This is a genomic window from Bacillus cereus group sp. BfR-BA-01492 (assembly GCF_022662815.1).
Taxonomy (GTDB): Bacteria; Bacillota; Bacilli; order Bacillales; family Bacillaceae_G; genus Bacillus_A; species Bacillus_A cereus_BD.
Genome location: NZ_JAKUEH010000006.1, coordinates 124,022 through 146,749 on the forward strand (window position 1 = coordinate 124,022; position 22,728 = coordinate 146,749).

A 22,728-nucleotide genomic window follows, 5' to 3' on the forward strand; every position below is an offset into this window, starting at 1 on the left:
CTTTTTCCTATTTTCAAAATTATATTTCAAAATAATAAAAAACCATCTTTTAATATAATCTTTTTGTATAACTCTCTTCTAAAGAATATGCAACTTCTTCTTCTGAAGCATTTACTTTCGCATGCTCCTTTAACATTTTTGCAGCTGAAGGTAACTCTTTTTTCTCTAGCCACGATTCTGTATCCCATATTTTTGAACGTATAAATGCTTTTGCACAATGAACATAGCACTCCTCTACCTCAACAACAATACCAAGTAAAGGAGTACGGCCATTTGCTTTCATTTCTTTTAAAATGGCTTCATCGTTCGTAATAGATGCACGGCCATTTATTCTTAATGACTCCCCAAGCCCAGGAATAAAAAAGATTAATCCTACTTGTGGATTGGAAATAATATTCAATATAGAATCTATACGACGATTCCCTGGCCTTTCTGGAATAATAATTTTATTTTCATTTACAACATATACAAATCCAGGTGCATCTCCTCTTGGTGAAGCATCACACTCTCCAAATTGATTTGCAGTCGATAATACTAAAAATGGGGATTTAGAAAGAAAATCTAGACAATGATGGTCAAGCGATGAAATAACTTTTTTCAACGCTCGTTCACTTGGTTGCCCTAATATTTGACGTAATTCCTTCTCTGTTAAAATAAATGACTTTATTTCTTTCTCTTCTCCTTTCACTCAAACCCCTCCTATTTTCTTTATTTTTCAAAATTTCATACGATTATTGTATAATAAAATATATAGAAAGGGGAATTAAAATGGCAGAATGGTTATCGATATTTAATATGCACGGAGAAAAAATCGGCAAGAAGCTTCGAGATGACGTACATCGCGACGGCGACTGGCATGAAACATTTCATTGCTGGTTTGTAGAAAAAAACGAGAAAGATATGTTTTTATATTTTCAATTACGCTCTAAAAACAAAAAAGATTTTCCTGGCAAGTGGGATATTACATCAGCAGGACACATTATGCACAATGAAGAGGTAACAATGGGAGGTCTTCGTGAAATAAACGAAGAAGTAGGACTTTCCTTGCAGACAACTGATTTAATATATAAAGGAATCTACAAAATAGACTATGAAATCCCTCATTTTATTGATCGTGAATTGTGCCATATGTATTTTCATCATGTCACGCAAACACCTCCATTTTCACCAAATGAAGAAGTAGATGACGTGATGAAAGTAGATACAACTTCTTTGCTACAACTATTAAAAAAAGAAATTTCATCCATAACGACTATTTCTAGTTTAAACAATACACCGATTACAATTACATTTAAAGATATTTACCCATATAATCTGACATACTATGAATTTGTTATAAAAAATGGACAAGATTTGCTACAAACAAGTTAATTCATATATCATCTCCATCATATATTTACTTTCTTTGTTTCGATGTACCGAACATACTTGGAAGTGTTACAAAACGTGTTCCTTTCATCTTTAATTCAGGAATGATTCGGTCTAGCGCCTCTACAGATCCTTGTAATTTTCCACCTGGTGTCGAATGCTGAAGTATTACACTACCTGGAAATGTATTTCCCAACACATGATTGGTAATATTTTCTGCGCTTACTCCTTTCCAATCAACTGTATCAACACTCCACTGTACAATCATAAAATTTTGTTCTGTCGCCCACTTTAATTGGTTTTCAAGGATTTCTCCATAAGGTGGGCGAACAAATTTAGGAACATATCCAGCTAAACGGTTCAGTATTTCTTCTGTTTTTATAATTTGATTATGATACTCTTTCTCATTCACTTTCGCTAAATTCGGATGATTATACGTATGGTTACCAATTATATGTTCTTCATCGGTGATGCGTTTTACTATATCAGGATACCTTTCTGCATTTTCACCAAGAAGAAAAAAAGTAGCTTTCACATTATATTTTTTTAACGTATCTAATATTTGTGGTGTAAATATTAAATCTGGTCCATCATCAAATGTAAGTGCTACCTCCGCTTTATTGTAAGGGCCGGAGAATGCATACGCATATTTTTCAACCCACGAAAATGGCGTCCACGATCCCCTTTCTCTTTCTTTCCTTTGCACGTGATTAGGAGTAGTAGCATATATCACATCAGAAATTCTATAAAAATAGTTTTCATAATACGGTATATTTACATACGGCATATAACTACCCAAAGAAGTATTTACTTGACAAGGGCTCATCATTTTAAATGGATATACATCATACATAATCAAAAACCTCCCTAACATTTTATATGCCTTTCCTCTGTACTTTGTTAGAGAAATGATCATCCGTAAATAGAAATGGGATCTCTACTCCATTACAGAATAGAAATCCCATTTTCATTTTATATTTTCTCTTCTTCTTACGGATTAGTGGACCAAAGCCCTGCTGATTTAATAAACGTGCGTTTATTTAACTTCAACTGCGCTACGATAAATTCTGCAATATCTTCAGCTTGCATTACTTTATCTGGGTTACCGTCTGTTAATCCTAATTCTACTGCCATATCTGTTGCTACTGTACTTGGTGTTAACGCTGTGACACGAATATTATGTTTACGAACTTCCATTGCTAATGATTCTGTTAAACCAAGAACACCAAATTTAGATGCACTATATGCACTTGTTACTGGTGCACCTTTTTGCCCTGCTGTAGAAGAAATATTAATAATATCGCCAGATTGTTGCTCGATCATGCTTGGTAAAGCTGCACGAGTTACATAATATACACCCATTAAGTTAACTTGAATTATTTTTTCCCAATCAGCTACATCTAGTTCTAAAAATTTACCGAATTTAGAAACACCTGCATTATTAATTAAAATGTCAATAGAACCTAATCCTTCTTTTAACGTTTCAATAGCAGTTGTAACTTCCTCATATGAAGATACATCAGCAGTAGCAATAACAGCTTTTACACCTTCTGCTTCTACTTCTTTTGCAACGGCCTTTAAATTCTCTTTAGAACGCGCTAATAGACCAACGTTTACACCTTCTTTTGCTAAAGCGATTGCTACAGCACGACCGATTCCGCGGCCTGCTCCTGTAATTAACGCATTTTTGCCTTGTAATAATTCTGCCAAATAAAACACTCCTCAATCTATGTTGCTTATTTCATATCATGAATTCTATATGCATATGATAAAAAATGCAATGATGCACTTTGATGTGCGTAGGTTACTTATAAGTAACTATAAACAATTTATTACTTTTTACAAGCCTTAAATTCCCTCTTCTATCTTTCATACTTCGTAATTCGGAAGAAATATATGGAACTCCCACTTACTTCTACATGAGCTGGAGGTAGGAGTCTTACTTCCCTAAAATAGCGGGATAAATTATAAATATCCCCATTCCTTGAAAGAAGTATCTCTTTATAAACAAATCAGGATGCCAATAAGCAAACTTCGCCCTAACTATTTTCATGATTTATACGCAAAAGTTTTACAAGATCATGAAAGTGAAAAAGGCCTTCCAAGTTTCCTCGGAAAGCCTTTTTTATCATAATGATATTATCTCTTATTATGCTTTTGTATAACCTAATAGATGCTTACTCCAGTAAGAATTATTTACTGAACTAATTCTTACACCAGTTTCATCAGTTTCTGCACTAATGAATTGACCGTTTCCTAAATAAACACCCATGTGTGAAGGACCAGCTTTATAAGTATTTGCAAAGTATACTAAATCGCCTGGTTGTGGATTGTTTGTTTTTGTCTTAGAGCTCCAGTAACCTGCAACTGTTTGACGAGGACCGCTATGCCCTGTTTGTTTTAATACATAGTAAATAAAGCCACTGCAGTCAAAACCAGCAGGTGTTGTTCCAGCTGTTCTATATGGAGAGCCATTTAAAGATCTTGCAAATGCGGCAACTGATGATGTATCACCTGTTGGTGCATTCGGTTTTTGTGTTTGAGCTGTTTCTTGACTTGCACCTGTATTTGTATTCGCTACTCCACCTTTTACGAATTTTACATAGTCTGCACTTACATAACCTGTTCTTCCGTTATGATTAACTTTGTACCAACCATTTTCTACACCAGTTACTTGTAACACTTGACCTCTTGTTACACCACCAATAACAGCATTATATGTAGCAGGACCTGTACGTACTTTTAAAGCACCTGTATTTACTACATATGCTCCACCAGTTTGAAGTGCCACACTATTGTTCGTAGCTGGTTTCTCTGTTTGGCTAGATACAGCTGTACCGCCTTTTGTTACGAAGTCTTTACTTACGTATCCAGTTCCACCATTGTAGTTAACCTTAAACCAATCTTGCACTTCACCTACAACTTGTACTACTTTTCCTTTATGTACAGAGCCTAAAACAGTATGAGATGTACTTGGGCCTGTACGTACATTAAGTGAAGATACATTCACTGTATAGTTGCCTGTTCCTTGTTGAACAGCAGTACCTTTTGTTCCACCAGTTGTTACAAAATCGCCACTTACATAGCCTGCTTTACCATTTACATTTACTTTAAACCAACCGTTTTCTTCGCCAGTTACTTGTAGTACTTGACCTTCTGTTACCTTAGAAATAATGTTATGTTCTGTACCAGCACCTGAACGAACATTCAATACATCAGCTGTTACTGTATATTTTAGTTCAGAAGGTGTTTCAGATACTTTGTTTGTTTCAGTCGTTTGTTGTTGAGTTTGTCCATTGATTTCCTTTAACGCATCAGATGTAACTTGCGCATGAGCAGCGTCCATTCCAGGAACTGCTACACCAGCTACAGATGCTGCTGCCAAACCTGCAATTACTTTCTTCATAAGTTGTTTTTACTTCCTTTCCCTACTACCCTCTTTAAAAAAATGAACTTAATAATCTACAATATTCTTAAAATTGAATGCGCATTAAGTTCCATTTTTTGACAAGAGCTTTATTTTTCACACGTCGTTTATTGTAAAACATTGACGTGAATTTTGTGTGAACTTTGTGTGAACTTTTTAAGATTGCAAGATAAATTGAAAAGGATTACTTAACTTATCAAATTGCTATCTCATTCCAAACGTTCATTCTACAAGTCACTCTCCCATCATGACAAAAATCGAATAATTTATCAACTATATAATATTTCGAAATACTATATCTTTTTTAACATAGTACCTTTTCGTTTAACTGACACTCCCCCCTCTCCCTCTACATGAGCTAAAGATGAGGCGCATCATGAGCATTTTCGTAAAAAATACTCATGATACATTCTTCATTTTTTATAGAGAAAAGAAACGATCTCTTTCTGGAGCAATCCAAGAATCTATATTTTGATCTGCCTCTCTCACTAAACGATTCACTAAAATATCATGCCATATGTAGTTCTCTAATAGATAGACATGAACTGGATCATCTGTATAAAAAGCATGTCCTCGTTTTTCTATAGAATGGCCATATACCATTTCTTTTCCATCAATTGAGATGATAAACCATTTATGCTCTCCAATATTTTCAACATAGCTTGTTTTCCGATGCATTTCTAATCCTCGCAATGGCTTTTCAACTTGAAAAACTATCCCTTTCACGCTACATTCCGGCTCTTTTTTCTGTAATTCTATTAATAATTTTTCATACATCGTATCCCATATTGAAATAATAATCTTTTTTTCTGCCCTTCGAATTAAAATCTTACAAAAAGCTAATATATTTTCTTCTCCTTTTAAAGTAGTAACTTTCGGATCCGTCTCTGGCTCTTTTTTTTCGAACACTTTTAACTCTTGTTCTACATATGTATAAGTCTTCTCCCATTTTTCTCTTATCGTCTCTAAAAATACATCTACAGGTAAAGGAGAATACTCCACCGCCTCATTAACTTCTTCTCTCATAACGATTCCTTTTTGTTCGAGAGAATCTAATATTTCATATATACGTGCACGGGGTACCCCGGAGTTTTTGCTCACTTGATACGCACTAGAAGTTCCATGCTTAACTAATGAAACATATGCTTTCGTTTCATATTGATTTAAGCCTAGCGTTTGAATCTTTTGTAGTAAGTCTTCCATTGTAATCCTCCTAATGAATATATTTTTATTACATCATAATAGTGATTACTCTAATAGTAACCATAAATATAGATAGAGTAAACATACGAATAAAAATATAAACCTCCCTATTTACATAACGTAAATTGATAGGTACTATTTTAGTAGTGACTATTTTATAGGGATGGGAGATAAACATATGGATGATATTCATTTATATACACTACTTTTCTTAGTAGTAGCAGGTTTTTTAGCAGCATTTATTGATTCCGTAGTAGGCGGCGGTGGCTTAATTTCAATACCAGCTTTGTTATTTACCGGCCTTCCACCTTCTACAGCAATTGCAACAAACAAATTAGCTAGTTCAATGGGGGCGCTTATGAGTACAATCTCATTTATTCGATCGGGGAATGTGAATCTCAAATTAGTCTCTAAACTATTCCCATTAACTTTTATCGGTTCTATTCTTGGCGCCTTCGTAGTAAAACTTATTTCACCTGAAATATTAAAACCATTAATACTCTTACTATTAATTGCTGTCGCCATTTATACCATTATGAAAAAAGACTGGGGAAAAGATGCAATGTATAACGGCATGACTACAAAGAAAAAGATTATCTTTTCGATTGTCATTTTTATTATCGGCTTTTATGATGGTTTTTTTGGTGCAGGAACTGGATCATTTTTGTTATTTACATTTTTAATAATGGGTTTTGATTTTATTCAATCAGCAGGCAATGCAAAAGTTTTAAATTTCGGCAGTAACATTGCCGCTCTTTTCATTTTTCTTTATTTAGATGTGGTTCATTTTTCATATGGAATTCCAATGGGAATTGCAATGGTTCTCGGAGCTTTCGTCGGTTCAAATTTTGCTATCAAAAAAGGTGTATCCTATGTCAGGATTTTATTTATCATTGTAACGCTAGTTCTCATTGGCAAAAATATTTGGGATTACTTAGGACTTTTCTAAAAGAATCTCTTGCTATCTTTCAGATAAAAAGTTCGTGCTTCATCTAAAAATAGAAGATACAATTTAAACATGTTAAAATAACTATTACATATAGAAACAATAGGAGAATCTTATTCATGGCTTACGTGATTGATCAACATTTTAAAGAGCACAATGAAATTTACTATGCATGTATGTGTCTATTATCCGTATTAACATTCCGAAAAATTCTAACGATTGAACAAAAAAGAAAAACTTAAAATATGCTATGACTCACGATTTGAATGATATAAACAAAGATAACATTTATAAATTATGAATCTTCTTATACAAAAAAGGATTACATATTTTCTGTAATTCTTTTTTCATTATATTAATACATTCGAAAGGAACTATCGTTCATGAAAGTTTTCGCATTACATATAGACAGATTATTACAAACAAGTGAATTTCATACTTTAATGAAGCGCATTTCACCAGAACGAATTACAAAAATCAATCAGCTTGTTTTTCTTAAAGACAAACATCGTTCATTACTTAGTGAAATTTTTACCCGATTTATTATTCAAGAGGAACTTCATCTCCCAAATCACAACATTACATTTCAATTTGGACCGTACGGAAAACCTTTTGTCAAAAATCTTCCTTCCTTTCATTTTAATATATCTCACTCTGGTAATTGGATTGTATGTGCAATAGATTCTCATCCAATCGGAATTGATATTGAAAAAATAACACCGATAGATTATAGCATAGCAAAACATTTCTTCTGTTATGAAGAATACAAAGATTTGATGGCAAAAATAGAACCTGAACGAATGGCTTATTTTTATCATTTATGGACTATAAAAGAAAGTTTTGTAAAGCAATCTGGTGCAGGTTTAACCGTTCCCTTGTATTCATTTTCAATCTCAATTGATTCATCTCAAAACGTTTATATACGAACTATCGAAAAAACAAATCCTGTTTTTATCGAAATTCTTCACATTGGCACTGGCTATAAATCTGCAGTTTGCTCTTATAAAAAGAATGATCCTACTAAAATTACATATATAAAATTGGAAGACCTTCTTTTGTAGAAAACAGCAAAAAGGATTACCGGTATCGGCAATCCTTTTTGCTTATTTATACATTTTTATACGACTTTCTCACACTGCAAATTCTTTTTATCCAGCTAGCGACTGTCTTATGTATTTCTAGTTATCGAGGATATTCCACTCTTTCAAATTTCAAATAATCTGTTTCTTCCTGTTCCTTTATCTACTTAACGAATTCAAATCCATAAGACATTAATTTATATGTTTCAGTGAATCGTTTTGTTTGACTCTTTGTTCCCATAACAACTGTAATAATGCGTTTATCTCCCTGTTTTGCTGTTCCTGTGAAACAATATCCCGCACTATCAGTAAAGCCTGTTTTTAATCCATCCATTCCTTCTATATGAAGGTTTTTATTAGCTGTATTTAACATCTCATTTGTGTTTGTAACAGCAATATTTTTAAAAGTTAATTGGCTTTGACGTAAATGTGTTACCTCCAATATTTCTGGATATTCTTTAATAAGATGATACGCCAACTTTGCAACATCGGCAGCTGGCATCTTCGTTTCACTTCCATCTGGTTCTTGTAGACCAGATGCATTAGCAAACTTCGTTTTATTAGAAAGCTCCAAATCCTTCGCCTTTTGATTCATGATTTGAACAAAGTTTTTTTCTGTCTTTGCCATATGTTCTGCCAAAGCAACCGCTGCATTATTCGCTGACTGAATCATTAAAGCATGAAATAAATCTTTCACCGTTACTACATCATTCATTTGCATCGGAATTTTAGAACCTTCCGTTTGTGCTGCTTTTGCACTTATGTTCACACGATCTTCCCAATGCACTTTTCCCTTATGTATATTTTCTAAAAGCAAATATGCGGTCATCATTTTTGACATACTCGCTGGAGCAAACGTTTCATTTTCATTATTTTGATAAATTACTTCTCCATTACTCGCATCAATAATAATTGCTGCTTTTGCTTCCACAACCGGGAGATACTTTTGCGGAATGACTTTTTCAGATATACCCAACTTTGGCAACTCTGCTACTTGAAGAGGCGGTCCCTCTATTGAATGATTTTCTTTTGCTTCCGCAATATCTCTACCATCTTTTTCCAAACCCCCATGAAAAATAAACCAACATATACCTAAAATAACGGCTAATAGTATTGTTACTCTTCCCCACCTTAACCTTTTCATCACCTAAACTCCTTTTAATCTATCAAATTATCATTTCAGATTTAACCTTATCAACAATGCCTTCATACCGTCAAGGTAAATAGAAAAGTCCTAACATACTAATACAAATCATACACACTGTGTAAGGTCAATTGTAAACTATTTATTCTACACATTTTTTATAAAATAGAAGATATGTACAAGCCAAAACCATTTTATTTAATAGAATATAGTACATCTTAACAAAAGGAGGAATTACGATATGGCAAATCGTAGTAACAGAGGGCCAATCTTTGAATTACTATCAGGTTTAAATCCTGGAACAGATGTAGAAGATGTTTTTATCAACGGCCTAGAAGAAGCGGTTGATGCTTTTGCTTCTTTTGATAGAAGAAGCGGCCTTGCAACTTTTTCAAAAGGAAATGGAGAAATTTTGGTAGTTGATTATCGTAGAATTGATGCTATTGAATTCAACTAATCATTAAACTTAATCTCTCATTATCTACTCATGCTAAGCATTTTTTTGCTTAGCATTTTTTCATAAAATGAATCCTATTTATGAAGAAACAAGTTTCTTTTCTAAAAAAGAGACTTGTTCCCTCATATTGTTTTCCAACATAAGACATGATACTATATACCTTGGAATGTGAAGGGACAAACATTCTATATCATAAAGAATATAATGAAATACATTCGCTTCAAATTAATGTATTTATATGTAAAAGAGAGTGAATATATGAAACCAACTATAAAAAATTATATCTTTTTACATGCTGCTTTCCTACTATATTCAATTATCCTAGTTTATATGAAATGGGCAGCTCAATTTCCAATCGCATCTATTGGCTTTTTTGGCGCCTACTTCGGACTTATCGTAGTTTTATTTGGATATGCTATTATTTGGCAACAAGTCATTAAACACTTTGAAATATCTAGAGCATACTCACACCGAGGTATTATTATATTATGGTCTATGCTATGGTCTGTTCTCCTATTCGGCGATACAATCAAGTGGAATCATATACTTGGTGCGGCTATTATTATCGTTGGAATTGTGGTGGTGACAAAAGATGAATAATTATATGTTACTATTTATTTTTGGTATTATTTTAGCCAATTACTCACAGATTTTACTAAAAAAAGCAACGTTACAAAAATACGACTCTAAACTAAGAGAATATGTCAATCACTATGTTATTATCGGGTATTCTTTGTTTGTTATGAATGCTGGCTTTAATGTCATTGCATTAAAAGGCTTGCCTTTAAAACAAGCATCTGCCTTAGAATCACTAAGCTATCTTATTATTTTAGTATTTAGTTGGTACTTCTTAGGTGAAAAAATTACAAAAAGAAAGCTCATTGGTAACCTTATTATTGTCATCGGTGTTGTCATTTATTGTATACAATAAATATAGCAGTACAAAAGTCCGTCATTGAAAACGGACTTTTTGTACTCTCACACTTATTGTCCTATATTTTGAATCTTATTTTTCAACTCTTGAACTTGTTGAATTGTCTGCATAAACTCTGAATCTTTAAATTGTTCTAGATCCACTTTACCTTCCTCGACCTTTTTCATCGTTTCATCAATCCATTTACTTAACGTTTCATTATATCCAACAATCTGCTCATGCATTTCTTTTGCTACATCCGGTGGCGTTAATTTATTAAATCTTGAAATATCCTTTTGGATCTCTCCTAACTTATTCTCTAACTCTTTTCTTGCTGTGCTATCATTGATTGCTTTTTCCGCTAACTCTGGTGCCTCATTTGCAAACTGACTGACTTCGTTTATATAGTCCGTTGTCTTTTGTGCATAATCAACGGAGTTTTTCCCCTCTTCAATCATCGAGCAACCCGTTAATCCGATTAAGAGTACAGCTAAAAATGATAAAACTCTTTTGATTACCATTGTTTTATCTCTCCTTTCTCTTCATGGATTCACCACATACATTCATTATTATGTATTCTGGTAAAACGTTTCTTTCCCTTGTTAGTTGACTATAAAAAATATTTTTTTACATATGCTATAACTGTTACATCTTCTAACTCTAAATGGAACTTTCCCCTTCCTTTAGAGGAAAGGGGCTTCTCAGTTATAGTATTCCCTTAGTATACTCTCGTTTAACTAAACATGAGTTTCTATCATTTCTAATGCTCTCTTTATCGTATCTTGATTGAATCCCTCACCTATCATAACCAAATTAGTTGGAAAGCCGAAGTCTTGTTCCAATAAAGTTGGTACTCCAAACGAATATTGCAATAAGTGTGGATACTTATTCCCATGAAATTTCACAAAGCCTTTCACACGATAAATACAATCAGGTAATGTTGATAACCATTCATATAATCTTTCTTGATCGATCGGTTTCGTAAATTGATATGTCATTGTTTGAATATGTAAGTGTTGTTTCACATGTAATGTCTCATGCTCTTCATTGCTTCCAAACTCAGCTTTTTCTATATCAGCTAAAGATATATTACAATACTTTGTTTCATACAATTTAGCATGCTGATTCATCGCCCTTACATCTTCTAAAACCTTGTTCTTATCCTCTTCTGTTAGTAAGTCTACTTTGTTCATAAGAATATGACTTCCATATTTTATTTGTTCTTGTAATAACTGCTGAACATTTGCACTTAATACACTTCGGTTTAACCACCTTACTCCATCTAAAACGACTACAATTGATTTCACTTCAAGAAAAGGAGCTAAAATTGGTGAGACACATGCATCTAATACTTCAATTGGGTGAGCTACTCCCGTTGTTTCTATGTAAATAACATCCGGCTTTTCTTGTTGATATAAAGAATGTAACTGGATTTCAAGTTCTTCTTTTAATGTACAACAAATACAACCTTTTAGTAGCTCCCTTAAAACATTCTCTTTCCCAATAATATCTGTATCTACTGAGTATTCACCTATTTCATTCATTAAAACAGCAACTTTTCTATTATTTTTCTTTTCTGCTAATAATAGGTTTTGAAGCAATGTTGATTTTCCGCTTCCTAAAAACCCACCTAATATATGAATTTCTACTTTCTTCATTTCATCGACCATCCATTTCTCTACTCAAATCTTTTCAAAACGTAACAATTACGATTTATACTCATTATTTTATTAAAAGAACTATGTTTTGTAAACTAAACTGTCTCATTCACCCCCTATGCAACTCGAACTCCAGATTCAATTGCACCATCTGAATAATGGTCGGTTAACAAAGAACCTAATGAATATCTTTTTTATAATGTCATAAACTAGGTGAGAGTCTGTATAAGCAGAATCCATTTGTACATATCAAAATTATTGAAATAGCGAGGAATTGGTGTATGAAAAAAGGTATTAACCGTGTTGTATTAGTAGGAGCTGGAGCGGTAGGATGTAGTTATGCTTACTGTATGATTAACCAAGGCGTTGCTGAAGAATTTGTTTTAGTTGATGTAAATGAGGCGAAAGCAGAAGGCGAAGCAATGGACTTAAGTCATGCAGTTCCTTTCGCTCCGGCACCGACAAAAGTTTGGAAAGGAAGCTATGAAGACTGCAAAGATGCTGACCTTGTTGTAATCACTGCTGGTTTACCACAAAAACCAGGTGAAACTCGTTTAGATTTAGTTGAAAAGAATGCAAAAATCTTTAAACAAATTGTACGTAGTATTATGGAGAATGGATTTGATGGCCTTTTCTTAATTGCTACGAATCCTGTAGACATTTTAACTTATGTAACATGGAAAGAGTCAGGATTACCAAAAGAACGTGTCATCGGTTCTGGTACGACTTTAGACTCTGCACGTTTCCGATATATGTTAGGAGACTATTTCAACGTTGCTCCTCATAATATTCATGCTTATATCATTGGTGAACATGGTGACACAGAACTTCCGGTTTGGAGTCACGTATCAGTTGGTGTTCAGAAACTACAAACGATTTTAGACAAAGATAATAAACATAATCAAGAAGAATTAGATAAAATCTTCATTAAAGTTCGCGATGCTGCCTATCATATTATTGAACGTAAAGGCGCTACGTATTACGGCATTGGCATGTCTCTTTTACGCATTACAAAAGCAATTTTAAACAATGAAAACAGCGTATTAACAGTCTCTGCTTACTTGGATGGCCAATATGGACAAAAAGACGTATATATCGGGGTGCCAGCTGTTCTAAACCGCCAAGGTGTTCGCGAAGTATTAGAAGTTGAATTAAATGAGCAAGAAGAATTGCAATTCGATCACTCTGTTCAAATATTAAAAGAAACAATGGCTCCTGTTCTTTAATCAAGAATAAGCGACATGTATCGCAATCAAAAAAACGCTTGAAGATCAAGCGTTTTTTTGTAACTCTGTTAAAATAGAAAGTGAATCCTAGAAATGAAAGTAGCAATTTAATCGTACTTACATGATCTCCGTCGATATCATGTAAGTACGTATAATGCGGAATCCCGTTCATGCTCGGAAGTTCTTTTTTACATATTTCGCCTCTTTATTATGAAATGATTTCAACCATTCAAACCTTTAGGCTGGAAACATACGTATTCTTTTCATTTCTTAACTATTCTTCATCATTTACTTCAAATACATCTAATAAGAAAATAAAAATTGGAATTCCGATAATCAGGCCCCATGTTCCTAAAAAATGCTGTGAGAAGATTAAAATCATAAATGTATAAAAAATGGGCAAGTTCGTTTTTGCAGACATAAATTTTGGATTTAAAAAATAACTTTCAAGAGCATGAATAACTGTAATCACAATTAATATGTATACAACGTACATCATTCCGCCAATATTGTAGGCAATGATACAAAGTGGAAACAATGAAATAATAACACCCGCAACAGGAATTAAGCCAAGTAGAAAAATCATAATTGCTAATACGAGAAGTTGGGGAAATCCTAAAAAAACAAGTGCAATGACCGTGAGAATACAATTTACAATCGCAATTAAAAACTGCGCTTCAATCACTTTTCCAAATGATCGTGCAAACCGTTGAGCAAAATAGGCAATTTCTTCATAAAAAATCTTTAATTTACTTTCTTTAAATTTGGACGTAAACGTAATAATTCGTTCTTTTTCTAGCAAGAAAAATAAACTTAAAATAAGAGATAATAAAATTTGTATGCTGACTTTTCCAATGTTCGCTAAAGACTGATAAATGACGTCTACACCTTGTTCAATATAGTTTGATACTTCCATTTGATTAATTGTCGCAAGTACATATTTAATGATTTCATTATCAGGCGGATGCTGAAAAAACAGTTTAAAATGATAAATTAACTGAGAAATTTGTATCGTTAATACCGGTAAATATTTATATAATGTTGTAACAATAAATATTACTAAAACACTATATAAACAAGCAATCACTACTTTTCGATTTATTTTTAACTTTGTTGAAATAAATCGTTGAAATCGATCCATTAAAAAAGTAAGAATAAAAGTGATTAATATTAAATTAATCATACTTTTTAATCCATATAATAAAAACGCTAATATGACGAATACAATGAATCGTTGAAATCCTCTACTTTGAAAAAAGTTTTTTACTTGAATCATGACAAATTACTCTCCCCCTTCAATGGATTGATATTCATATATTGAAATACAAGTCTATCTATTGCCATATTACTACATATTATGAATTCCTGTAGACAATCTTTCTCATAAATTGAAAAGAATCCTCTATTTTCTTTATCTTTTCTATTTGTAGCTCTTTTCATTGCTTATTGATAATATCCATACACATTCTTTTTTTGAACAGCCCAATTGCCGAAGATTCATCATCAGTGGAAAACGAAGCACTCATTAATGAAAGTTTCATTTTATACCGCTTAAACATGAACAAAGCTATAAACATAATGTTTATAGCTTTGTTTTCATCTGTTTGACTAATAATTCCTTTACTTGATTATATGTTAGCCCTGAGTTTTTATTTAATCGTTTCACTTCTTCAATGTCAGTGCCTACTACTGTATATTTCTTATCCTTCTTCATTCCGACACATCCTTCTCTAAAAATCCACTACGTATAACACATGATGTATTCTATTTTTCCTTTTCAACCATAAGTTCATACTTCTTCTACCATAATCTTTTATCAACATATAAAAAGAGAGAAGCTATGTTTACATAACTTCTCTTCTTAGCTTTAAGAAAAAACTACTTCGCCTACTCATTTTGTTCATCCATCCATATCCTTAATGCTTTTATCCTATTCTTTCAGTTTATTTGTAATACTTGACTTTCTAAATAAGTTAGTGCGTAATCAAGCGCATCCATAGCTTTATCAATGTCTTTACGGCTTACATTTAACGAGGTTCCAAAACGAAGTGTATTCGGCATTACCCCACCGATTAATACTCCTTTTTCAATCGCTTTTTCTCTAATCATATTGGAAGGAAACGTACTTGGGTCTGCTTCGTGAGTAAAGTTCCTATCTATTTCAACAAAAGGTGTCATTTTCTCATCTTTTACGAGTTCCACAAGCCATAGAACCCCATACCCCGCGATTTGTCCAATTGATTGGTGTTTTTTCTTTAACTCTAATAATTTTTGTTTTATATAATGCCCAGCCGCTGCGGCTTTCTCTACCAAATTTTCTTCCATTATATATTCTAAATTTGCACATACCGCAGCCATAGCGATTGGATGCCCTGAATACGTTGAAACTGTCTCCCATCGATATTGATCCATAAATTTCGCAATTTCTTTACTCACAACGACAGCACCTGCTGGAATAGCTGAGCTAGAAATTCCTTTTGCCATTGATACGATATCAGGCTCGACACCATAATGCTGATATGCAAACCACTCCCCTGTTCTTCCAAACCCTGTCAACACTTCGTCAGCAATCCATAAAATATTAAGTTCTTTCGTCATTTTACGAATTTGTGGAATATACTCATCTGGTGGCTGAACAGAGCCAGCTCCTTGTGTAACTTCTGTAATAATTGCTGCGACTTGTTCTGGTCCTTGATTTTCAATAATACGTCTCGTATATTTCACACAAGCGAGTTCACCATTTTCATCTTGGCAAGTACCATATTTATGACCAAGTGAACAGCGCATACAATTAGGAGAAGGTGCTACGGCAACAAGTCCACCGTCTTGAGCTGGTACATGATGCGGAAGTGAATTAGGAGCTGATTCCGTCACCCCACTTTTACTTCCCTTTAATCTTGTCATTGATGAAGCTCCTTTTGTCCAACCATGATAAGCATATTCTCTCGTTACAACAAGAGGACGATTTTTGTATAGTCTAGCAATCATAAGCGCTGTCTCTACCGCTTCACTTCCAGTAGAAACAAAACGAACTTTCCCTGGCCAACTTTCATTTCCTAATACATCTTCAATAATCATTTTTGCTGCCTTTGCCTTATAATCTGTCACGTAAGCATCTTGTAAAAAGCCATATCGATCTAGAGCGTCCTTAATCGCATTATTAATTTTCTCATTCTTTTGACCAGCATTTACACAATACAATTGATTAAAACAATCTAATAACTTTGTACCATCTGGCAAAATTAAATAATCGCCTTCTGTAGTCGCGATTGGAATCGGCTCATATTCTTCTTGGGTCGAAAATGTTCTCATGATATATTTTTTATCCCACTCTAATACTTGTTGCCAATCCATTTTACTCATATCATTTCCCCCTCTTTTTATTCCCTGCATGCTATAGCAAAAATATAACTTCCACCAATTATTCAATTGATGCCCCCTGATTGACCAAAAAATATGTTATAATCATTTATCCCTCATACCAGTTTAAAGCTCTCTCATTTAAATCAACCCACACATGTTTAGTCTGCGTGTACATCTCCATTGCCTGCACCCCTAGCTCTCGGCCGAACCCACTTTGTTTTGTGCCTCCAAACGGCGCTGCACTATCTAAAAAACTATACGTATTGACCCATACTGTTCCCGCTTTTATACTGCGCGCCATGCGATGTGCTCGTTTTAAATCGTTTGTCCATACGCCAGAAGCAAGTCCATAAACCGTATCATTTGCTTTCATTAGCGCATCCTCTTCATCTTTAAAACGAATCACCGACACAAAAGGTCCGAAAATTTCTTCACGAGCAATCGTCATTTTGTTGCTAACATTTTCAAAAATAGTTGGTGTAAAATAATAACCATCTCCAGCTTCTGGATATCGTTTACCACCGGTTACTAAATTAGCTCCTTCATCAAGTCCAGCTGCTACATATTGTTCAATTTGCTTCAACTGCTTTTCTGAAATTTGTGGCCCCATTTGTGTTGTCCTTTCAAGAGGATCTCCAATGCGAATAGACTTCGCTTTTTTCACAAAAAGATCCATAAATGTATCATAAATCGACTCCTGAACAAATAACCTCGAACCTGCTGCACAGACTTGCCCTTGTGCAAAGTAAATACCGAATGCCGACATATTTACTGCATCTTCTAAATTTGCATCTTCAAACACAATGTTCGGCGATTTCCCTCCAAGCTCCAATGATAGCGGTTTCAATTTCTTGCTTGCTGTTTGCATAATGAGTTGACCTGTACGAGTAGAACCTGTAAAGGCAATTTTGTCAACTTCTGGATGAGCTACTAATGCATCTCCAGCTTCATCTCCAAACCCTGGAACAATATTTATTACACCGTCTGGAATACCGACTTCTTGAAATATTTTTGCTAACTCTAAAATACTAACAGGTGTTTGTTCTGCTGGCTTAATAACAATCGTATTTCCTGCTGCTAAAGCTGGTGCTAATTTCCACATCGCAAGCATAAGCGGAAAATTCCACGGCACAATGGCCCCAATTACCCCGAGTGGCTCTTTCAATGTATAATTTAAACGATTTTTTGGTGAAGCCAATGTTTCACCTTGTACTTTATTTGCTAAACCAGCGTAAAATTCTAATACATCAATCGTTGCTGGCATAGCAATGTATTTTGTCTCATTGATAGGTAAACCGTTATCCAGCGATTCTATCTCAGCAAAGAAATCTAACTTATCTCTCATTTGCATCGCTGCTCTATATAAAAGCCTCCCTCGTTCACTCGGATCCATATTGGACCATGCTCCTGATTCAAAAGCGTTGCGAGCAGCCTTTACAGCTAAGTCAATATCTTGCTTACCAGCTTCTGCTACAATGGCATGTATTGCTCCCGTACTAGGATTAATGGATTCAAATGTTTTTCCCGATACCGCATTTACCCACTTGCCATTTATAAATAATTGATATGTCTTTAACATACGATCCCTCCCCTCTAAACTTAAGAAAATAATAGCCAATTACCGTCCATATTGATTGTAAAAAACGGAACATTTTGATAATTTTAGAAATATTTTTATTTCACCAACTACTCTACATCGAAACGTAACTTTCCAAAAAACTTTTCAGCATATTCCCTTGGAGTTAAGGGGCCAAAACTTTTAAATTCATGAATGAAATGAGCTTGATCATAATAACCATTTTCATTGATGATATCCCAAACGGTAAAGTTCTTCATTTTAAGCAACATATTTAAAGCAGATTGATATCTTACAATTTGACTAAATCGCTTTGGAGAGATTCCGATAGATTCTTTAAATTGCTTCCGTATATATCTCGTTGAATATCCCACCTCACCCGCCAACTGACTTATGTTCATATTTCCTTTTGATTCATAAATTTTATTTAGCACTTGTCCTGTTATGTTCATTGAACCATCTGATGGAAAAACAACTTTACCAATTAACTCCTTAAACAATCCCATTCTTTCTTGAAACCCTTTTGCAAATATTATTTTTTCTATGGCTGTACGTTGAATAGAAAACATATCGATTAAAGGTACTTCTGTATCGACTATTTCTTTTACCATATAATTTGAACGAAGGACCTCTTGATATGGCAGGAACCTTACACCAAAGTATTCACTGCCAGCTCGCAGATGAATCATTCGACTTCTAATGACACTTCCACACATATTTGCAAACAAATCCCGTTCATTACAACCAAATAATATATCTATACACCCATCAGGAATCACTGAAACAGCAGGATGCAAATCTTTTTTTAGACGAAATTGATAAAATAATAATACTGTCTGATTCCATATATTTTTTTCTCGATGTTCTATATAATAGTCTGCCATCCCTTCAAACTCAGGCTGAAATGGAAAATATTGATACGTTTTTATATGTTGAAAAATGCTCAACATACTCTCCTCCCCTGTAAAGCTCTTTGTTTTTGATTTAATTATTTCCCTTTTCATGTTTCTTGTTGTCAATTTTACTATCCGTCACTTTCTAGAAGCAATACAAAGTTACCAACGCCCCTTTCATATAGAAGGAAATCAAACTTTCAAACGTACAATTCGTTTTCTTTCTATCATTTAAAGGAAAACTTTGTGCTTTATTATTTAAAAAGAGACTGATATCGGAAACTGTTCATGTTCTTAAATACATATATATTTTTCGTATAGAGATACTTTTCTAAACAAAACTTCTCATACATATAAAAAACCAACATGGCTAACCATGTTGGTTTTTTACAGAATACATCATCCCTTATACTTTTTACTTTTCATCAACCTTTTTTAGCAATAACGTTTAAGCGAATTCCTAACAGAATTAACATACCACCAAGAAGTGAAAGCCAATTCATAGAGTGACCTGTTGCTGGTAATTTTTTCTCTCCATTCGAGTCTTGTCCAATTGACGATTTGCTTTTATCCACATTTCCTTCTAATGAAGTTCCTGTTTCTTCTAAGTTACTTGATTCTTCTCTTTCCTCTCCTGGTTCACCTGGTTTTTCTGTTTCTTCTCCCGGTTCACCTGGCTTTTCTGTTTCTTTTTCATTTTCCACTTCAACTGTAACTATATCTTGTTCCTTTTGAAGCGTTACCTTCCACTCTTTATTAGAAAGTTTGTATCCCTCTGGTGCTTCCTTTTCTTTTACAACATAATCACCAAGCGGTAAGTCTTTCACCTCTGCTATACCATTGTCATCTGTCGTAACAGTGGCTACAACTTCATTGTCCTTATTTACAACTTCAAATACCGCACCTTTCAAAACAATATTCTTATTACTCGCATCAACTTTTTTAATTTTTAACTGCTCTCTTTTAGGTGTCTTTTTTTTCCATTTTGACCAATTAAGTTGAAAGTTATGAACTTCAAATCCATCTCTTTGATGTAGCCCCCCAAGGTAAACTTGTCCATTAATAGATCCGCCTTTTGTTTCTACTACAGCATTAGGAGCAAATACACTTCCGACAATTCCATATCCTTTAGTTGAAATTTTAGTTGCCTTTGGGAAAACCCAAATAACTTTACTAGCTAATTCAGTAAAGTGTGAATTAGGATCATACGCTTGAGAAGTATTGATCATTTCGGTTGCTGTTCCAATGTCATTTGTATCATAAAAAATGGCACCATTAGCAAAGTTTACTTCCGTTGCATCTGAATAAATAACAATAAAATCTTTGTTATTTACATTAGGAAGGAAAACACTGTCTATATCTTGCTTTTGTTTTCCTGTTAATGTTGAAGAAACATAAATATTAGGATTATTCACATCTTCACCAATTCCAAAAGACATATTCTGTTTTGGGTTGTTTGTATGGAACTGACTTGTCTCTTCAATCACACCATCAATATCTTTTCGGAATTCTTTAAATTTCGCATCAATCTCAGATTTTTCTTTATAAGAGACACGACCATAGGATGATGTTAACGAACCAGTTGGATCGCCTTCTTTTGTCATTACAACTGTACCATCTTGAATAATTACTTTCCCTTCTCCTGCCTTAGTAAATTCCCTCCCCAATAGTAAAGATGGGTATCCTTCATCATTCCATTTTGCCCCAGCTAAATTGAATGCTCCAGTTGCAGCTGCAGTAACTGTATAGCTTGATGCATTCATATTTCCTTGAACTGCCATTGCACCTTCAATATCAGCACTTGTGGCACTATGATCTCCAAAAATAATCGCATTGTAATAAGTTGCATCTCCTAGACCTTTTAACTCTGTTGTAGCCGCTTCTGCTTTACTTGGTAAATGGATTAAAAAATTCATAAGCACAAGTAATAAGGCTATGAAGCTAAAACTTGCTTTTTTCATTTTTTTATTTAACGATTTTACCAAAAAACATTCCTCCTCTTTAAAATTTTATTGAAAAACTTAAAGGCCTAATGACAGTTGCAAAACAATCGTTATACAATACCCACTTTTTACTATTAATCTTAAAAATTTACTAAAAAGAGACTAACTTACATATCATGTTGTCTAGATAACTATTTTGGTTATTTTGAAGAAAAAATACATCAAGAATAAATAGAGTGATTTTTAGAATGCTCACAAAATACGTATATCATCTTCAAATGATGGTAAAAAATAACAACCTCCTCTACTTTACAATACTCCTTCCAACCATTCAAGAGAATTGTATGATTTCAATATTTTTTTAATATTCAATAAATAGTTTAAAAAATAATTTTAGATTAATAAGCTTTTTAAATGAATTATACAAAGAGAATCAGGGCGGGACTATTACAATTTCTATATAAGAGCGTATTCCATACATAGAATACACCTTTCCATATTTCTTTTTACCGCCATAGTAACTTAATTTTAAGTCTTTACGTAAAATTGGAAACGAATTTACATCAAAAAATATCATCATTCAAATGCTCTTAACTATCCAACACAGCAGTCTCTATTTGGTAAATACAACTTTTTTGTGCAGAAATTCTTTTCTGGACTATAGTTCTCATACATATAAAAAAACCAACATGGCTAACCATGTTGGTTTTTTTACTCTCATTACTTCTCAATTAAAATGTTGCAGCTACTTTCTTAACTTTTTCTAATCCTTCTTCAACAATTTGCTGTGAGCGATCTGGATATTGATTATGCCCTTCAATTACGACTGTCTCTGGATTTGTAATGCCCCAGAATCCAAGTACAGTTGTAACATAGTTCACAGCCATTTCCATAGAAGCCATTGGCTCAGAAGAGTAATCAGAACCACGAGCACCTAGTACAACTACTTTTTTCTCACCAGCTAATCCTACTGGACCATTTTCTGTATATTTAAATGTTTTTCCCGCTTGAGAAAGGTATGAAATATACGTAACTAATGGTGCTGGTACTGTAAAGTTCCATAATGGGAAGGCAAATACAACTTTTTCTGCTTTTAAAAATTGATTTAAATATTTGTCAACTGTCGCAACAGCTTTCTCTTCTTCTGCTGTTAATTCTAGTCCTTGACTACGTTTATACCCACCTGTAATCGCTACATTTCCGTAATATGGAAGATTTAATTCATATAAATCTAACTCTGTCACTTCTGTATTCGGATTTGCTGCCTTATACGTGCTTACAAATGTTTCATACATTTTTGAACTAATTGCTTGATCTGCAGGACGGTCATTTGCTTTCACAAATAATACTTTTGACATTGTTTTTGTCTCCTCTACTTTTTTCATTTCTTCTTTCTTACCAAATAATGAACTAAATAAACCCATTTTCTTCACCTAAACTTCCTTTTTATATTCATTATTCATCAACCTAAAAAACTTATTCTAAGAAAAGATTCTATCCTTTATTATCGGAATCTTCTTATTGTATTCTGA

At 33.7% G+C, this 22,728-nt stretch carries 23 protein-coding genes and 1 pseudogene; 8 read left to right on the forward strand and 16 right to left on the reverse strand.

All coding sequences use genetic code 11. From position 1 onward, the window contains the following. Positions 1–49 precede the first annotated feature (49 nt). Complete coding sequence (locus MR063_RS10160) at positions 50–688, reverse strand: pyridoxamine 5'-phosphate oxidase family protein (RefSeq protein WP_242197214.1); 639 nt, start codon at positions 686–688, stop codon at positions 50–52. Between the two features lie 80 nt (positions 689–768). Between MR063_RS10160 and MR063_RS10165 the strand changes: the two genes are divergently transcribed. Next, the gene (locus MR063_RS10165; protein ID WP_242197217.1) at positions 769–1,371 is read left to right on the forward strand and encodes an NUDIX hydrolase; all 603 of its coding nucleotides are present in this window, start codon (positions 769–771) and stop codon (positions 1,369–1,371) included. A gap of 25 nt (positions 1,372–1,396) precedes the next feature. Here MR063_RS10165 and MR063_RS10170 read toward each other — a convergent pair whose 3' ends face one another. From MR063_RS10170 to MR063_RS10185, 4 genes are all read right to left on the reverse strand, one after another. Beyond that, entirely contained in the window at positions 1,397–2,221 is an 825-nt protein-coding gene (locus tag MR063_RS10170) for a peptidoglycan-N-acetylglucosamine deacetylase (RefSeq protein WP_242197220.1), read from the reverse strand. 137 nt (positions 2,222–2,358) lie between these two features. Next, complete coding sequence (locus tag MR063_RS10175; protein ID WP_242197223.1) at positions 2,359–3,078, reverse strand: 3-ketoacyl-ACP reductase; 720 nt, start codon at positions 3,076–3,078, stop codon at positions 2,359–2,361. 439 nt (positions 3,079–3,517) lie between these two features. Then, complete coding sequence (gene entFM, locus MR063_RS10180) at positions 3,518–4,774, reverse strand: enterotoxin EntFM (protein ID WP_242197226.1); 1,257 nt, start codon at positions 4,772–4,774, stop codon at positions 3,518–3,520. 441 nt (positions 4,775–5,215) lie between these two features. Next, the gene (locus tag MR063_RS10185; protein WP_242197229.1) at positions 5,216–5,998 is read right to left on the reverse strand and encodes a TrmB family transcriptional regulator; all 783 of its coding nucleotides are present in this window, start codon (positions 5,996–5,998) and stop codon (positions 5,216–5,218) included. Positions 5,999–6,176: 178 nt separating this feature from the next. Between MR063_RS10185 and MR063_RS10190 the strand changes: the two genes are divergently transcribed. The 3 genes from MR063_RS10190 to MR063_RS10195 all read left to right on the forward strand — a co-directional run bounded on the left by MR063_RS10190 (position 6,177) and on the right by MR063_RS10195 (position 8,005). Next, positions 6,177–6,947, forward strand: a complete 771-nt coding sequence (locus tag MR063_RS10190) for a sulfite exporter TauE/SafE family protein (RefSeq protein WP_242197232.1) — start codon at positions 6,177–6,179, stop codon at positions 6,945–6,947. A gap of 116 nt (positions 6,948–7,063) precedes the next feature. Beyond that, positions 7,064–7,186, forward strand: a complete 123-nt coding sequence (locus tag MR063_RS21805) for a hypothetical protein (protein WP_277927831.1) — start codon at positions 7,064–7,066, stop codon at positions 7,184–7,186. Positions 7,187–7,327: 141 nt separating this feature from the next. Then, entirely contained in the window at positions 7,328–8,005 is a 678-nt protein-coding gene (locus tag MR063_RS10195; protein ID WP_242197235.1) for a 4'-phosphopantetheinyl transferase family protein, read from the forward strand. Between the two features lie 181 nt (positions 8,006–8,186). Here the strand turns inward: MR063_RS10195 and MR063_RS10200 are convergent, their stop codons facing one another. Further along, positions 8,187–9,167 (reverse strand): D-alanyl-D-alanine carboxypeptidase family protein, encoded by a 981-nt coding sequence (locus tag MR063_RS10200; protein WP_242197238.1) that lies wholly within the window; start codon positions 9,165–9,167, stop codon positions 8,187–8,189. Positions 9,168–9,408: 241 nt separating this feature from the next. Here MR063_RS10200 and MR063_RS10205 point away from each other — a divergent pair, with 241 nt between their 5' ends. The 3 genes from MR063_RS10205 to MR063_RS10215 all read left to right on the forward strand — a co-directional run bounded on the left by MR063_RS10205 (position 9,409) and on the right by MR063_RS10215 (position 10,555). Then, a complete protein-coding gene (locus MR063_RS10205; RefSeq protein ID WP_242144641.1) occupies positions 9,409–9,624 on the forward strand; it encodes a hypothetical protein in 216 nt (71 codons plus the stop codon). A gap of 258 nt (positions 9,625–9,882) precedes the next feature. Beyond that, positions 9,883–10,224 (forward strand): EamA family transporter, encoded by a 342-nt coding sequence (locus MR063_RS10210; RefSeq protein ID WP_242197397.1) that lies wholly within the window; start codon positions 9,883–9,885, stop codon positions 10,222–10,224. Then, the gene (locus tag MR063_RS10215; RefSeq protein WP_242144640.1) at positions 10,217–10,555 is read left to right on the forward strand and encodes an EamA family transporter; all 339 of its coding nucleotides are present in this window, start codon (positions 10,217–10,219) and stop codon (positions 10,553–10,555) included. The genes MR063_RS10210 and MR063_RS10215 overlap by 8 nt, the downstream gene beginning before the upstream one ends. A gap of 53 nt (positions 10,556–10,608) precedes the next feature. Here the strand turns inward: MR063_RS10215 and MR063_RS10220 are convergent, their stop codons facing one another. Together MR063_RS10220 and MR063_RS10225 are read right to left on the reverse strand one after the other, a co-directional pair. Further along, positions 10,609–11,058 carry a DUF6376 family protein gene (locus MR063_RS10220; protein ID WP_242197241.1) on the reverse strand — a complete coding sequence of 150 codons (450 nt, stop codon included), beginning with the start codon at positions 11,056–11,058 and terminating at the stop codon, positions 10,609–10,611. A 216-nt stretch (positions 11,059–11,274) separates the two neighbouring features. Then, positions 11,275–12,195, reverse strand: coding sequence for a CobW family GTP-binding protein (locus tag MR063_RS10225; RefSeq protein WP_242197244.1), 921 nt, complete (start codon positions 12,193–12,195; stop codon positions 11,275–11,277). A 281-nt stretch (positions 12,196–12,476) separates the two neighbouring features. On the opposite strand from MR063_RS10225, the gene MR063_RS10230 reads away from it, so the two are divergent. Further along, positions 12,477–13,421 carry an L-lactate dehydrogenase gene (locus tag MR063_RS10230; RefSeq protein WP_242197246.1) on the forward strand — a complete coding sequence of 315 codons (945 nt, stop codon included), beginning with the start codon at positions 12,477–12,479 and terminating at the stop codon, positions 13,419–13,421. A gap of 274 nt (positions 13,422–13,695) precedes the next feature. Here MR063_RS10230 and MR063_RS10235 read toward each other — a convergent pair whose 3' ends face one another. The 8 genes and pseudogenes from MR063_RS10235 to MR063_RS10265 form a co-directional block, all read right to left on the reverse strand. Further along, a complete protein-coding gene (locus MR063_RS10235; protein ID WP_242197249.1) occupies positions 13,696–14,697 on the reverse strand; it encodes an AI-2E family transporter in 1,002 nt (333 codons plus the stop codon). Positions 14,698–15,003: 306 nt separating this feature from the next. Continuing rightward, the gene (locus MR063_RS21810; RefSeq protein WP_012093972.1) at positions 15,004–15,135 is read right to left on the reverse strand and encodes a hypothetical protein; all 132 of its coding nucleotides are present in this window, start codon (positions 15,133–15,135) and stop codon (positions 15,004–15,006) included. A gap of 224 nt (positions 15,136–15,359) precedes the next feature. After that, complete coding sequence (locus tag MR063_RS10240; RefSeq protein WP_242197252.1) at positions 15,360–16,784, reverse strand: class-III pyridoxal-phosphate-dependent aminotransferase; 1,425 nt, start codon at positions 16,782–16,784, stop codon at positions 15,360–15,362. A 106-nt stretch (positions 16,785–16,890) separates the two neighbouring features. Beyond that, on the reverse strand, positions 16,891–18,363 hold the full coding sequence (locus MR063_RS10245) for an aldehyde dehydrogenase family protein (protein WP_242197255.1): 1,473 nt from the start codon (positions 18,361–18,363) through the stop codon (positions 16,891–16,893). 107 nt (positions 18,364–18,470) lie between these two features. After that, positions 18,471–19,307 (reverse strand): helix-turn-helix transcriptional regulator, encoded by an 837-nt coding sequence (locus MR063_RS10250; RefSeq protein WP_242197258.1) that lies wholly within the window; start codon positions 19,305–19,307, stop codon positions 18,471–18,473. Positions 19,308–19,678: 371 nt separating this feature from the next. After that, positions 19,679–19,957 (reverse strand): LPXTG cell wall anchor domain-containing protein, encoded by a 279-nt coding sequence (locus tag MR063_RS22295; protein WP_313929024.1) that lies wholly within the window; start codon positions 19,955–19,957, stop codon positions 19,679–19,681. Further along, positions 19,934–21,238 (reverse strand): annotated as a pseudogene (locus tag MR063_RS10260) (collagen-binding domain-containing protein); the annotation flags it as partial. The gene MR063_RS22295 and the pseudogene MR063_RS10260, both read right to left, overlap by 24 nt. A 689-nt stretch (positions 21,239–21,927) precedes the next feature. Continuing rightward, complete coding sequence (locus tag MR063_RS10265; protein ID WP_242197403.1) at positions 21,928–22,620, reverse strand: FMN-dependent NADH-azoreductase; 693 nt, start codon at positions 22,618–22,620, stop codon at positions 21,928–21,930. Positions 22,621–22,728: the final 108 nt, after the last annotated feature.

Excerpts from the sequence above, each read along its gene's own strand:
- MR063_RS10165 (WP_242197217.1), top strand. The coding sequence starts at position 769 with ATGGCAGAATGGTTATCGATATTTAATATGCACGGAGAAAAAATCGGC.
- MR063_RS10170 (WP_242197220.1), bottom strand. The coding sequence starts at position 2,221 with ATGTATGATGTATATCCATTTAAAATGATGAGCCCTTGTCAAGTAAAT.
- entFM (WP_242197226.1), bottom strand. The coding sequence starts at position 4,774 with ATGAAGAAAGTAATTGCAGGTTTGGCAGCAGCATCTGTAGCTGGTGTA.
- MR063_RS10185 (WP_242197229.1), bottom strand. The coding sequence starts at position 5,998 with ATGGAAGACTTACTACAAAAGATTCAAACGCTAGGCTTAAATCAATAT.
- MR063_RS10190 (WP_242197232.1), top strand. The coding sequence starts at position 6,177 with ATGGATGATATTCATTTATATACACTACTTTTCTTAGTAGTAGCAGGT.
- MR063_RS21805 (WP_277927831.1), top strand. The coding sequence starts at position 7,064 with ATGGCTTACGTGATTGATCAACATTTTAAAGAGCACAATGAAATTTAC.
- MR063_RS10195 (WP_242197235.1), top strand. The coding sequence starts at position 7,328 with ATGAAAGTTTTCGCATTACATATAGACAGATTATTACAAACAAGTGAA.
- MR063_RS10200 (WP_242197238.1), bottom strand. The coding sequence starts at position 9,167 with ATGAAAAGGTTAAGGTGGGGAAGAGTAACAATACTATTAGCCGTTATT.
- MR063_RS10205 (WP_242144641.1), top strand. The coding sequence starts at position 9,409 with ATGGCAAATCGTAGTAACAGAGGGCCAATCTTTGAATTACTATCAGGT.
- MR063_RS10210 (WP_242197397.1), top strand. The coding sequence starts at position 9,883 with ATGAAACCAACTATAAAAAATTATATCTTTTTACATGCTGCTTTCCTA.
- MR063_RS10215 (WP_242144640.1), top strand. The coding sequence starts at position 10,217 with ATGAATAATTATATGTTACTATTTATTTTTGGTATTATTTTAGCCAAT.
- MR063_RS10220 (WP_242197241.1), bottom strand. The coding sequence starts at position 11,058 with ATGGTAATCAAAAGAGTTTTATCATTTTTAGCTGTACTCTTAATCGGA.
- MR063_RS10225 (WP_242197244.1), bottom strand. The coding sequence starts at position 12,195 with ATGAAGAAAGTAGAAATTCATATATTAGGTGGGTTTTTAGGAAGCGGA.
- MR063_RS10230 (WP_242197246.1), top strand. The coding sequence starts at position 12,477 with ATGAAAAAAGGTATTAACCGTGTTGTATTAGTAGGAGCTGGAGCGGTA.
- MR063_RS10235 (WP_242197249.1), bottom strand. The coding sequence starts at position 14,697 with ATGATTCAAGTAAAAAACTTTTTTCAAAGTAGAGGATTTCAACGATTC.
- MR063_RS21810 (WP_012093972.1), bottom strand. The coding sequence starts at position 15,135 with ATGAAGAAGGATAAGAAATATACAGTAGTAGGCACTGACATTGAAGAA.
- MR063_RS10240 (WP_242197252.1), bottom strand. The coding sequence starts at position 16,784 with ATGAGTAAAATGGATTGGCAACAAGTATTAGAGTGGGATAAAAAATAT.
- MR063_RS10245 (WP_242197255.1), bottom strand. The coding sequence starts at position 18,363 with ATGTTAAAGACATATCAATTATTTATAAATGGCAAGTGGGTAAATGCG.
- MR063_RS10265 (WP_242197403.1), bottom strand. The coding sequence starts at position 22,620 with ATGGGTTTATTTAGTTCATTATTTGGTAAGAAAGAAGAAATGAAAAAA.